Origin of the sequence: Nonlabens sp. YIK11 (assembly GCF_001413925.1) — a bacterium.
Classification (GTDB): Bacteria; Bacteroidota; Bacteroidia; order Flavobacteriales; family Flavobacteriaceae; genus Nonlabens.
Window position 1 is genome coordinate 3,193,739 of the sequence record NZ_LBMJ01000001.1, and the last position, 14,699, is coordinate 3,208,437.

A 14,699-nucleotide genomic window follows, 5' to 3' on the forward strand; every position below is an offset into this window, starting at 1 on the left:
TGTTCTCCGGGCTGATGCCCTCGCCGGATCCAGGTGTGTTCTCATACGCATCGTCAAGCCCGTTGCCGTCAGCGTCAACGCCGTCAGGCGCCGTATAGCCCGAAGTGGTCTGGCCCTCCACGTTGTCCGGGATCCCATCGCCATCGGCGTCCTGATCCTGGAAGTTCGGGATGCCATCACCGTCACTGTCCGTAGGGTCCGTATATGGGTTGTCGTCACCATCAAGGTTAGCGTCCTCCACGCTGTCCAGGATACCGTCGTTGTCGTCATCCAGGTCGGCGCTGTCCGGTACCCCATCACCATCCAGATCATCCACGTCAAGATAGTCCGGCGTGCCGTCCAAATCGCTATCCAGTGCATCCGACGGATCGTTGTCCCCATTGGGGTCAGCGTTCTCATCTGCCGTGGCCAGTCCATCGCCGTCATCGTCCGTGTCCAGATAGTCCGGTCCTTCCGTTCCATCGGTGTCCTGGGTAGCGCCCGTGTTGGGGTTGCCGTCACCGTCCGGGTTCGGGTTCTCGAATACGGTATCCACACCATCGCCGTCATCGTCCGTGTCCAGATAGTCGGGAACGGTATCGGTGTCGGTGTCCTGGGTAGCTCCCGTAGCCGGGTTCCCATCACCGTCCGGGTTCGGGTTCTCATATTGGGTATCCACCCCATCGCCGTCGTCATCGGTGTCCAGGTAGTCCGGTGTACCGTCTCCATCGGTGTCCTGGTTGGTAGGGTCCGTGTCCCCATCGTAGTCCTCCAGGGCCGTGTCCACGCCATCGCCGTCATCATCGGTGTCCAGGTAGTCCGGTGTACCATCGCCGTCCGTATCGTCATTGGTAGGGTCTCCATCGGCATCCACGTCCTCCGCAAGGGTAGGTACGTTGTCGCCATCATCGTCCGTATCACGGTAGTCCGGCTCGTCCGCGCCGTCCGTGTTGTTCAGCTCGACGCCAGGTGCCGCGTCCACTACATTACCGCTAGGGTCCGTGTAGGCCGCGTTCGGGTCCGTATCGAAGTTGTCATCGATCCCGTCACCGTCCTGGTCGCTGCCTGCCGGTAGGGTGTCCGCCACTCCGTCACTGTTCACGTCGAAGCCTTCCGTCGCATCCGGTACGCCGTCGTTGTCACTGTCCGTGTCAAGGTAGTCCGGCTGGTCCGCGCCATCCGTGTTCTCCGGGCTGATGCCCTCGCCGGATCCAGGTGTGTTCTCATACGCATCGTCAAGCCCGTTGCCGTCAGCGTCAACGCCGTCAGGCGCCGTATAGCCCGAAGTGGTCTGGCCCTCCACGTTGTCCGGGATCCCATCGCCATCGGCGTCCTGATCCTGGAAGTTCGGGATGCCATCACCGTCACTGTCCGTAGGGTCCGTATATGGGTTGTCGTCACCATCAAGGTTAGCGTCCTCCACGCTGTCCAGGATACCGTCGTTGTCGTCATCCAGGTCGGCGCTGTCCGGTACCCCATCACCATCCAGATCGTCCACGTCAAGATAGTCCGGCGTGCCGTCCAAATCGCTATCCAGTGCATCCGACGGATCGTTGTCCCCATTGGGGTCAGCGTTCTCATCTGCCGTGGCCAGTCCATCGCCGTCATCGTCCGTGTCCAGATAGTCCGGTCCTTCCGTTCCATCGGTGTCCTGGGTAGCGCCCGTGTTGGGGTTGCCGTCACCGTCCGGGTTCGGGTTCTCGAATACGGTATCCACACCATCGCCGTCATCGTCCGTGTCCAGATAGTCGGGAACGGTATCGGTGTCGGTGTCCTGGGTAGCTCCCGTAGCCGGGTTCCCATCACCGTCCGGGTTCGGGTTCTCATATTGGGTATCCACCCCATCGCCGTCGTCATCGGTATCCAGGTAGTCCGGTGTACCGTCTCCATCGGTGTCCTGGTTGGTAGGGTCCGTGTCCCCATCGTAGTCCTCCAGGGCCGTGTCCACGCCATCACCATCATCATCGGTGTCCAGGTAGTCCGGTGTACCATCGCCGTCCGTATCGTCATTGGTAGGGTCTCCATCGGCATCCACGTCCTCCGCAAGGGTAGGTACGTTGTCGCCATCATCGTCCGTATCACGGTAGTCCGGCTCGTCCGCGCCGTCCGTGTTGTTCAGCTCGACGCCAGGTGCCGCGTCCACTACATTACCGCTAGGGTCCGTGTAGGCCGCGTTCGGGTCCGTATCGAAGTTGTCATCGATCCCGTCACCGTCCTGGTCGCTGCCTGCCGGTAGGGTGTCCGCCACTCCGTCACTGTTCACGTCGAAGCCTTCCGTGGCATCCGGTACGCCGTCGTTGTCACTGTCCGTGTCAAGGTAGTCCGGCTGGTCCGCGCCATCCGTGTTCTCCGGGCTGATGCCCTCGCCGGATCCAGGTGTGTTCTCATACGCATCGTCAAGCCCGTTGCCGTCAGCGTCAACGCCGTCAGGCGCCGTATAGCCCGAAGTGGTCTGGCCCTCCACGTTGTCCGGGATCCCATCGCCATCGGCGTCCTGATCCTGGAAGTTCGGGATGCCATCACCGTCACTGTCCGTAGGGTCCGTATATGGGTTGTCGTCACCATCAAGGTTAGCGTCCTCCACGCTGTCCAGGATACCGTCGTTGTCGTCATCCAGGTCGGCGCTGTCCGGTACCCCATCACCATCCAGATCATCCACGTCAAGATAGTCCGGCGTGCCGTCCAAATCGCTATCCAGTGCATCCGACGGATCGTTGTCCCCATTGGGGTCAGCGTTCTCATCTGCCGTGGCCAGTCCATCGCCGTCATCGTCCGTGTCCAGATAGTCCGGTCCTTCCGTTCCATCGGTGTCCTGGGTAGCGCCCGTGTTGGGGTTGCCGTCACCGTCCGGGTTCGGGTTCTCGAATACGGTATCCACACCATCGCCGTCATCGTCCGTGTCCAGATAGTCGGGAACGGTATCGGTGTCGGTGTCCTGGGTAGCTCCCGTAGCCGGGTTCCCATCACCGTCCGGGTTCGGGTTCTCATATTGGGTATCCACCCCATCGCCGTCGTCATCGGTATCCAGGTAGTCCGGTGTACCGTCTCCATCGGTGTCCTGGTTGGTAGGGTCCGTGTCCCCATCGTAGTCCTCCAGGGCCGTGTCCACGCCATCGCCGTCATCATCGGTGTCCAGGTAGTCCGGTGTACCATCGCCGTCCGTATCGTCATTGGTGGGGTCTCCATCGGCATCCACGTCCTCCGCAAGGGTAGGTACGTTGTCGCCATCATCGTCCGTATCACGGTAGTCCGGCTCGTCCGCGCCGTCCGTGTTGTTCAGCTCGACGCCAGGTGCCGCGTCCACTACATTACCGCTAGGGTCCGTGTAGGCCGCGTTCGGGTCCGTATCGAAGTTGTCATCGATCCCGTCACCGTCCTGGTCGCTGCCTGCCGGTAGGGTGTCCGCCACTCCGTCACTGTTCACGTCGAAGCCTTCCGTCGCATCCGGTACGCCGTCGTTGTCACTGTCCGTGTCAAGGTAGTCCGGCTGGTCCGCGCCATCCGTGTTCTCCGGGCTGATGCCCTCGCCGGATCCAGGTGTGTTCTCATACGCATCGTCAAGCCCGTTGCCGTCAGCGTCAACGCCGTCAGGCGCCGTATAGCCCGAAGTGGTCTGGCCCTCCACGTTGTCCGGGATCCCATCGCCATCGGCGTCCTGATCCTGGAAGTTCGGGATGCCATCACCGTCACTGTCCGTAGGGTCCGTATATGGGTTGTCGTCACCATCAAGGTTAGCGTCCTCCACGCTGTCCAGGATACCGTCGTTGTCGTCATCCAGGTCGGCGCTGTCCGGTACCCCATCACCATCCAGATCATCCACGTCAAGATAGTCCGGCGTGCCGTCCAAATCGCTATCCAGTGCATCCGACGGATCGTTGTCCCCATTGGGGTCAGCGTTCTCATCTGCCGTGGCCAGTCCATCGCCGTCATCGTCCGTGTCCAGATAGTCCGGTCCTTCCGTTCCATCGGTGTCCTGGGTAGCGCCCGTGTTGGGGTTGCCGTCACCGTCCGGGTTCGGGTTCTCGAATACGGTATCCACACCATCGCCGTCATCGTCCGTGTCCAGATAGTCGGGAACGGTATCGGTGTCGGTGTCCTGGGTAGCTCCCGTAGCCGGGTTCCCATCACCGTCCGGGTTCGGGTTCTCATATTGGGTATCCACCCCATCGCCGTCGTCATCGGTATCCAGGTAGTCCGGTGTACCGTCTCCATCGGTGTCCTGGTTGGTAGGGTCCGTGTCCCCATCGTAGTCCTCCAGGGCCGTGTCCACGCCATCACCATCATCATCGGTGTCCAGGTAGTCCGGTGTACCATCGCCGTCCGTATCGTCATTGGTAGGGTCTCCATCGGCATCCACGTCCTCCGCAAGGGTAGGTACGTTGTCGCCATCATCGTCCGTATCACGGTAGTCCGGCTCGTCCGCGCCGTCCGTGTTGTTCAGCTCAACGCCAGGTGCCGCGTCCACTACATTACCGCTAGGGTCCGTGTAGGCCGCGTTCGGGTCCGTATCGAAGTTGTCGTCGATCCCGTCACCGTCCTGGTCGCTGCCTGCCGGTAGGGTGTCCGCCACTCCGTCACTGTTCACGTCGAAGCCTTCCGTCGCATCCGGTACGCCGTCGTTGTCACTGTCCGTGTCAAGGTAGTCCGGCTGGTCCGCGCCATCCGTGTTCTCCGGGCTGATGCCCTCGCCGGATCCAGGTGTGTTCTCATACGCATCGTCAAGCCCGTTGCCGTCAGCGTCAACGCCGTCAGGCGCCGTATAGCCCGAAGTGGTCTGGCCCTCCACGTTGTCCGGGATCCCATCGCCATCGGCGTCCTGATCCTGGAAGTTCGGGATGCCATCACCGTCACTGTCCGTAGGGTCCGTATATGGGTTGTCGTCACCATCAAGGTTAGCGTCCTCCACGCTGTCCAGGATACCGTCGTTGTCGTCATCCAGGTCGGCGCTGTCCGGTACCCCATCACCATCCAGATCGTCCACGTCCAGATAGTCCGGCGTGCCGTCCAGGTCGGCATCTTCAGGGTTGTTGTTGTCAATGACTTCAGCATCGGTATCAACGCCATCGTTGTCATCGTCTGTGTCGCGGTAGTCGGGCTCGTCGGCACCGTCGGTGTTGTTCAGCTCGCCTGCTGGATTTGTGGTCGTTGGGGTACCGTTGGGGTCTCCATAGCCCGTGGTATCGCCATCGAAGTTGTCGTCCAGGCCGTCCTGGTCGCTATCCACATTCGCGAAAGCGGTATCTGCCACTCCATCATTGTTGAAGTCCGAGGCCTCGACTACATCTGTGATGCCATCGTTGTCGCTGTCCGTGTCAAGGTAGTCCGGCTGGTCCGAACCATCCGTGTTCTCTGGTGTGATTCCGCCTGCCGGGTAGGCATCGTCCAAACCGTCGTTGTTGGCATCCACACCGTCCGGTGCCGTATAGCCCACAGTAGGCTGGCCCTCCACGTTGTCCGGGATACCATCGCCATCTGAGTCCTGGTCGAACTGGTTGATGATACCGTCACCATCCGTATCAAAGCTGTCAACGACGCCATCGCCATTGGCATCATTGGTCGCTCCTACATCGCTGAAGTTGGGGATGCCATCACCGTCAGCATCACCAAAGGGATCGACACCGCCATTCTCCACAGTGTCCAATATACCGTCGTTGTCGTCGTCCAGGTCAATACTGTCTGTGATGCCGTCCAAGTCGCGGTCGTTACAAGCTACGCTTATGGAGTTTTCCAAAAAGTCGTAATTGCCATTTGCATCAGAATCTACTGGTTCTGTGTAGCCTTGACTGTTTTCGCCAGATGTTACCAGGCCATTGACATCTACCGTGACTGGACTGGTGTTACCCAGGCGTCCATCTTCATCTGCTTTCGCGAAAGCGTCAATAAATCCTGCCTCTATACTGTCGTTACAGCCGTCACCATCTGAATCAAGGTCTTTGTAATCAGGGATGCCGTCGCCGTCTGTATCTGGTGCGTTTGCATCTGTAAACTGGTGTGATGGGTCATTGTAGTTTGCCAACTCACACTCGTCAAACAACAACGAATAGTAACGTGTAATTGCGGTACTGGTATTCTTTTTAATACCGACGGTAAAATTGAGCTGGTTGATGTCTTGTTTTTGAAAGAAAACGCGATGCGCATTGTCTTTTGAAATCGCATTTGTGGGGCTTGCCACGACAGATCCTGTACCGTCTGCAATAAATTGTGTCACTCCAGACCCAAGATCTGAAGCCAGGATGTTTGAAGGGTTACCGATAGTGAATCCTACAATGTTGTTGACACGGTAAAACTCACGATCGAAGCTTTCGCCATCTACGTCTTGAAAGAAACCGCCAACACTAGGAACTACAGCACTGGTCAAGCCGCCAGCATTAACAAATCGAACATTGAATGTTATTTGTCGATCACCAGTTGCGTTAGCATCGTATCGAATTACTGGTTGAAATGCGCTTGCATCACCTTCTGCCTGTCCGTTTATATTGACAAGTGTAGTCCCTGCTGATTTTGCTGTAATTGTTACAATAGCATCCAATCCAGGTGCTACGTTGGTAAACCTGTATCGAGCGCCTACTTGACCAGCAGTACCAGCAATCAACGCACTGTTGGTAAACGAATAGCTAGAGCCCGTGCAGATGGTAGGATCATTATCTGCAATAAACTGGTAACCTTCTAAAACGTCATCAATACCATCGTTGTCGTCGTCTCTATCTTCTATATTATCAACTCCATCACCGTCAAAGTCCAATGGGTTAAAAGCGTCACGATAGTCTACATTACCTCCTTGATTCAAATCGTTGTCAGAGTCTGGTAGTAATCTAGGATCATCTATGGTACCATTAGGGTCTGCATAACCATCATTACGAGTATCATATGCGTTATCAAAACCATCACCATCATCGTCTAGACCCGTTAAAGCTGCGCCTACAACGCCGTCACCATTAAGGTCAAAGGCTTCTATATTATCGGATTCACCGTCATTATCGGAATCTGTATCACGATAATCTGGATTATCTGTCTGGTCTGTATTTACCGGTAGAATACCTAGCTCCTGGCCAGCATTGTCATAGGAAACCGGCAATCCATTTGCGGTCACATCTGGTATACCGTCATTGTTACTATCCTGAGGAGCCACATAGCCCAAAGTGGTCTGTGCCTCTACATTGTCTGTAATACCATCGTTATCTGAATCTAGATCCAGATAGTCTGGAACACCATCACCGTCAGTATCAGTAGGGTTTGTTGCTGGATTGTTGTCACCATCCAGATTCAAGTCTTCACGGGTATCTATGATCCCATCATTATCATCATCAATATCTAGATTGTCAAAGACTAAATCTCCATCTGTATCTACTGGTGGCAAACAAGCGTCTGCAATACCATCATTGTCCAAGTCTGGACCTGATTCTTGGAAGTCAGCAATGGAGTTGTTATTTCGATCAGCTGGAGTAATGTAACTGGCGGCCGTCACCGTACCATCAGCATCAGTAGGTGCAGGGTTTCCTGTACCGAATTGACCCGCATCATTACCTTCTGCATTTATTTGATCATAAGCTTCATTTGAATCACTACAACCGTCGCCATCAGAGTCGAGTACCTGGTAATCTGGTTGACCTACTCCATCTGAATTCACCGGATCCTTTACAATTCCAGATTCTCCACCACCTATTTCGGCAGCATTCGGAACACCATTAGCACCTACCGGTCCATCAATCTGACCGTCATTATTGACGTCAAAGTCAGATGTTCCATTTTCTACTGCGTCATAAATTCCATCATTATCACTATCTAGATCCAAGTAGTCTGGAAGACCATCACCGTCTGTATCCAGATCGCAAATCGCTCCATTTACCAATACTGTTGGGCCTGGATTAGCAAAGCTTACATTATCAAATACATAACCCGTGATACCACCTCTTTTCTTGACTGTAAAGTCAATATTTGATGATTGTAGTAGGTCAACCGCAACCCATAGATTTTCGTCATCTGGAGAACCGTCTGCATTTCCTAAAAATCTTACAAACGATCCAGGATCAGAAAAGTATGATGAAGTGGAGTTATTTAAAGTAATGGAAGTTGCAGGTGTGCCTGAAAGGGTATAGGAAGAAATATCCTCTCGAGAAAATTCTATTCCTTCTCCAACGCCTAAATTATCAATATCTAGAAATGTAATTTCTACTGGCACCTCAATAAGTGTGTTGGTTCCCGATAGGAAAAACTCTATTTCAAATTCTGCAAATCCATCTGCATTTGCTCCGTCCAGAATGATTGGGTAATAATAGGTAATGTTTGTAGCTGTATCAGTAAACGAAAATCCAGAAATATCCACCGTTAAATTTGCAGGGCTTGAGTTGCGTAAAACAGTCAATCTTAAGTCCACATTTTGACCATTGAATGTCGTAGCATTTGTATATGTTGTAAAAGCGCCAACACCATCACTTCCAGCGCCGTTTTGATTGAAATTAGCGTTTGCTTGAGAAAGGTTTAATGTAACTGATTGTGGTTGGTCCTCACATTCCATGGTATCGAGAATACCATCATTATCATCATCTAAATCACATATATCTGATATCCCATCACCATCATTATCTGGATTACCTGAAGCTACAGCGTCACACTGATCAACGACGTTGATTTCCAATGTTGCTCGATCAGAGTTGACCCCTAAGTCATCCTGAACCGAAAATAATATGGAGGCATCACCTAAATAATCTTGGGCTGGAATGAATGTTAGGTTACCAGACCCGTCAACCGTATATGTCCCAACACCTGGAATAATCAACGGGTTATTTAAACTTCCTCTATTTGAAGTGTCGTTGGGATCAAACAGAACAACCGTTGTTGGATCAATATTGTTTTCAGGATCTGAGGCAGCATCAAGTAAGTTGGCCTGAAAACTCTCGTTAGAGAAAATGACATTACCTAAATTATCGAGAACCGTAGGTGGGTTGTTTACTTGAGTCGTATTTGCCACATTAAATGTGACCTCTCCTAAGAAGCTTACAGAATTCTGTCTATCATTACTATCGTTAGAACTACCATTACGAAATCTGATAGAACTGATGTTATTATAATTGATACGAACGACGAATTCTGTATTACTTTCACTAATACCCGCAGCAAAATCGACATCGCTTTGAAATCTTGTAAACTCTCCATTCTGTGACACTACCAATTCCGTAGCTGGATTAGTTCCACCTTCTAATGTATAAGAATCTGTGACAATGGCCTCAAAGAATTCAAAACCATCCACGTCAATGGCCTCTACAGTAAACGAATCTAGTCTCGCAAGTATCCCTACATCATTTGCGTCTACGACCGTACCATCTATAACAAACTCAACTTGCCATTCTACGTATCCAATACCAGGACCCGTGTTGATGGTAGGTTCAAACCTGTTGTCAAGCCCAATTACAGAATCAACAATAAATGAATCTGCGGTAGGCTCCTGTACATTAACCTTATCAATAATGGTAACGATGGCGTCTACGACAAACCCATCTTGAGAAACTTCTACGTTTTGATAAATATACCTAGCTCCAATCTGTTCGGCTGCTGCTCCATTGGGTAGCAAAGTAGGGCCTTGCGACAGGTTAAATGTAGGTCTCGCTTGACTTAAAACCGTGGAAGGTGTTATTATCGCAATTAAGAAGGATAAGGAAAGAACGATGTTAGAAATGTAACGGCTAATAACCGTAGGAAGAGTAGGGATTTCCATTCGTATACAATTAGTTCACCTCGTTGAGGCTCAATGAACTAGTAAAGGTACAATTTCGAAATAATTTTTAGCAAATCTTTAAGGTATTCACTACAATATATCGACGAATAACATTTTAAAAAGTTATAAACAATACTTTATGGTTTTTCCTACATAGATTTATAGCTTGAACCAGCGCTATTATTCACAGATGTTCAAGAATAATGCAGGTTAAGACATTTAGGAATCTCGCTTTCGCGAAAGCGAACTTGACCAACGACTTCATTACCATAAACAAAAAACCCGATGAAATTCATCGGGTTTTTTTCTTATTAGGCTTGACCGGTAGGTCCAAAATTTAGAGGTATCGGCGGCTTATCATAATCTTTGATATCGCCATGCATGGATTCAAACTTTCTCACATTATCTGCTAGAGCCTGTGCCAGTCTCTTAGCATGTTGTGGAGTTAGTATCACCCGTGACTTCACCTTTGATTTAGGATTCCCAGGCATGATGTTCACAAAATCTACTACAAATTCTGATACCGAATGATTGATAATAGCAAGGTTGCTATATTGACCTTCAGCCACTTCAGGATCTATTTCAATGTTGATTTTATGATCTTTATTATCAGCCATTAGTTATAGTTCACTTGTGGTTCATCACGACGCTGTAACAATTTTTCGAACTCTTCTTTTGAGCCTACGATGATATCGTCGTAATTACGCATTCCTGTTCCTGCTGGAATTCTGTGACCAACAATTACATTCTCCTTAAGACCTTCTAGAGTATCCACCTTACCGCTCACTGCAGCCTCGTTCAATACTTTTGTAGTCTCCTGGAAGGACGCTGCACTGATAAAGGATTTAGTTTGAAGCGATGCACGAGTAATACCTTGCAGTACTGGCTCTGCCGTTGCTGGCTCTACATCACGTGCTTCTACTAATGCTTTATCTTCTCTCTTCAAGATGGAGTTCTCGTCACGCAATTGACGTGGCGTGATTACTTGCCCTTCTTTAAGAGTTGCAGAATCTCCTGCATTTTCCACTACTTTCATTCCATACAAGTTGTCGTTCTCCTTGATAAAATCTTCTTTGTGAACCAATTGGTTCTCTAGGAATACTCCATCACCTGGATCAACAATCTTCACTTTTCTAAGCATTTGTCGTACAACAACTTCAAAGTGCTTATCATTGATCTTAACCCCTTGTAATCTATATACTTCTTGTACCTCATTTACTAGGTACTGTTGAACAGCACTAGGACCTTTGATTGCAAGAATATCCTTAGGAGTTATAGAACCATCAGAAAGTGGCATACCAGCACGAACGTAGTCGTTCTCTTGTACCAAGATCTGGTTAGAAAGTTTTACTAGATATTTCTTAACCTCGTCAGTTTTAGAAGTAACGATGATCTCACGGTTACCACGCTTGATTTTACCGAATGAAACAACACCGTCAATCTCACTTACTACAGCAGGATTAGATGGGTTACGAGCTTCAAATAGTTCCGTTACTCGTGGTAGACCTCCAGTAATATCACCTGCCTTAGCAGACTTACGAGGAATCTTAACTAGCACTTTACCTACTTTGATCTTCTCTTCATCATTTACCATTAAGTGTGCACCTACAGGTAAGTTGTAACTGATCTGAGTTTCTCCTTTAGCATCAACAATGTGAAGCGTTGGGATCAACTTCTTATCTCTTGAATCAGAAATTACTTTCTCTTCATAACCAGTTTGCTCATCAGTCTCCACTTGGAAGGTTGTTCCTTGTATGATGTTTTCAAACTTGATTTTACCTGCAAATTCAGATATAATCACACCATTAAAGGCATCCCATTTAGCAATGAGGTCACCTTTCTTAACGGTAGAGCCAACTTTAGCATAAAGCTCTGAACCGTAAGGAATGTTGTTAGAGTTCAAAAGAATTCCAGTTTTTGGATGTAGCAACTTAGATTCTGCCGTTCTTGAAATAACAACTTCAACTGGGCTACCATCACTGCTTTCACCTTTCACTGTTTTGATATCTTCTATTTCAAGGATACCGTCATTTTTAGCTACGATGGTATTTTCTTCAGAAACGTTACCTGCAACACCACCCACGTGGAATGTACGCAGTGTCAATTGCGTTCCTGGTTCACCGATGGATTGTGCGGCAATTACACCTACGGCTTCTCCACGCATTACCATTCTGTTAGTCGCTAGGTTACGGCCATAACATTTAGCACAAACTCCTTTTTCTGCCTCACAAGTCAATGGAGATCTAACCTCTACGGACTCTAATCCAGATGCATCAATCTGATCTGCGATGTCGTTTGTAATCAACTCTCCAGCAGCTACAAGAACATCTTGAGAAGCTGGATCGATCACATCATTAAGGGCAGTACGTCCTACAACTCTTGCACCTAAACGCTCCATCACCTCTTCATTCTTTTTCAATGCACTTACATCGATACCTCTAAGTGTTTCACAATCTACCGTGTTAACGATAACATCTTGTGCCACATCATGTAGACGACGTGTCAAGTAACCAGCATCTGCCGTTTTCAAGGCCGTATCTGCAAGTCCTTTACGTGCACCGTGAGTTGAGATAAAGTATTCAAGAATGGATAGTCCTTCCTTAAAGTTGGAAAGAATCGGGTTCTCAATAATTTCTCCACCACCAGAGTTGGATTTTTTAGGCTTTGCCATCAATCCACGCATTCCAGTAAGCTGTCTGATCTGTTCTTTAGATCCACGTGCTCCAGAGTCAAGCATCATGTACACAGAGTTGAACCCTTGCTGGTCCTCTCTAATGTTCTTCATGGAAAGCTCTGTCAACTGTGCGTTAGTTGCTGTCCAAACATCAATCACCTGGTTGTAACGTTCGTTTTGGGTAATAAGACCCATACCGTAGTTACCACGTATCGTATCAACTTTTTTGTTTGCAGCATCAATCATGGATTGCTTTTCTTCTGGAATCATGATATCACCCAAAGAGAATGACAATCCACCACGGAATGCAAATCCATAACCTAAGTCTTTAATTTCATCAAGGAAAGCCGCTGTTCTAGGAACATCAGTAACCTTAAGAATATCACCGATAATATCTCTAAGTGCCTTTTTAGTTAGGACCTCATTGATATAACCAGCTTCATTAGGAACTTTCTCGTTAAAGATTACACGACCAGCAGTAGTCTCAATAATCTCAGCCTTATAAGAACCATCTGGTTGTAGCAAGTTGATTCTACACTTGACCGGTGCATTGATGTCAACACGCTTTTCATTAAATGCGATAACCAATTCTTCTGGACCGTAGAAGGTCAAACCTTCACCTTTAACGATGTGGTCTGGTTCAGATCTTCTTAATTTAGTCATGTAATACAGACCCAAGACCATGTCTTGAGAAGGTACTGCGATTGGGCTACCATTGGCAGGGTTCAAGATGTTGTGTGATGCAAGCATCAACAATTGACATTCAAGAATTGCTTCTGGTCCTAATGGTAAGTGTACCGCCATCTGGTCACCATCAAAGTCAGCATTAAATGCCGTACATACTAATGGGTGCAACTGGATTGCCTTACCTTCAATCAACTTAGGTTGAAAAGCCTGAATACCTAGTCTGTGCAACGTAGGAGCACGGTTCAACATCACTGGATGTCCTTTAAGAACGTTTTCCAGAATGTCCCATACTACAGGTTCCTTCTTATCTATAATTTTCTTAGCAGATTTTACCGTCTTGACAATACCACGCTCGATAAGCTTTCTAATAACGAAAGGCTTATAAAGCTCTGCAGCCATGTCTTTAGGCAATCCACACTCATACAATTTCAATTCTGGTCCAACGACGATTACCGAACGAGCCGAATAATCTACACGCTTACCAAGCAAGTTCTGACGGAAACGTCCTTGCTTACCTTTTAAGGAGTCAGAAAGGGATTTCAATGGTCTGTTGGAATCTGTCTTCACCGCACTAGATTTTCTAGTGTTGTCCAACAATGAATCCACAGCTTCTTGAAGCATACGCTTCTCATTACGTAAGATTACCTCTGGAGCCTTGATTTCCATCAAACGCTTCAAACGGTTGTTACGTATGATCACACGACGATACAAGTCATTTAAGTCAGAAGTTGCGAAACGACCACCATCTAGTGGTACCAATGGACGCAATTCTGGTGGAATAACCGGTACGACTTTCATGATCATCCATTCTGGATTGTTCTCACGATTCTCGTTAGATTCCTTAAGTGCTTGAACAACTTGAAGGCGTTTTAAGGCCTCCATCTTACGTTGCTTAGAAGTCTCGTTGTTTGCTTTGTGACGCAAGTCATAAGACAACGTCTCAAGATCTATGCGTTGTAGCAAGTCAATTAGACACTCTGCACCCATTTTTGCAATAAACTTGTTGGGATCAGAATCATCCAGATACATATTCTCTTGCGGCAATGTATCGAGGATGTTTAGGTATTCCTCTTCAGTAAGGAAGTCTAATTTTTGTAGTTCATCACCATCTTCATTCTTTGCGATACCTGGCTGAATTACTACGTATCTCTCGTAGTAGATGATCATGTCCAGTTTCTTTGACGGCAATCCCAATAGGTAACCTATCTTATTAGGCAAACTACGGAAATACCAGATGTGTGCCACAGGAACCACAAGGTTGATGTGCCCTATACGGTCACGTCGCACCTTCTTTTCAGTTACCTCTACACCACATCGATCACAAACGATTCCTTTGTATCGGATTCTTTTGTATTTACCACACGCACACTCATAATCCTTTACAGGACCGAAGATGCGCTCGCAGAACAAACCATCTCTCTCTGGTTTGTGGGTACGATAGTTAATCGTTTCAGGTTTCAAGACTTCACCTCTTGACTCTGCCAGAATGGACTCTGGAGATGCAAGACCTATGGAAATCTTAGAAAATTTCTTCTGCGTTTGGGTTTCGTTATATCTAGCCATATTTATGGTACTATTTTAAGTTATAATTAGTGAGGATTGTGGGTTTGTAACGCTTTCGCGAAAGCGAACTCACCACAGTCCTCA

At 48.8% G+C, this 14,699-nt stretch carries 3 protein-coding genes (1 of these 3 cut by a window edge); all 3 read right to left on the bottom strand.

From position 1 onward, the window contains the following. Window positions 1–9,691, bottom strand: partial view of a gliding motility-associated C-terminal domain-containing protein gene (locus AAU57_RS14445; RefSeq protein ID WP_156340236.1) — the 5' portion only. Its footprint begins 19,916 nt before the window's first position; the window shows 9,691 of its 29,607 coding nt (coding positions 1–9,691); the start codon lies at window positions 9,689–9,691; the stop codon falls past the left edge of the window. Between the two features lie 311 nt (window positions 9,692–10,002). Then, complete coding sequence (locus tag AAU57_RS14450; RefSeq protein ID WP_055413595.1) at window positions 10,003–10,308, bottom strand: DUF3467 domain-containing protein; 306 nt, start codon at window positions 10,306–10,308, stop codon at window positions 10,003–10,005. Next, window positions 10,308–14,615, bottom strand: coding sequence for a DNA-directed RNA polymerase subunit beta' (gene rpoC / locus AAU57_RS14455; RefSeq protein ID WP_055413596.1), 4,308 nt, complete (start codon window positions 14,613–14,615; stop codon window positions 10,308–10,310). The genes AAU57_RS14450 and rpoC overlap by 1 nt, the downstream gene beginning before the upstream one ends. Window positions 14,616–14,699 lie beyond the last annotated feature (84 nt).

Bases quoted from the DNA above. Each gene is read 5' to 3' on its own strand.
- rpoC (WP_055413596.1), bottom strand. From the start codon at position 14,615: ATGGCTAGATATAACGAAACCCAAACGCAGAAGAAATTTTCTAAGATT.
- AAU57_RS14450 (WP_055413595.1), bottom strand. From the start codon at position 10,308: ATGGCTGATAATAAAGATCATAAAATCAACATTGAAATAGATCCTGAA.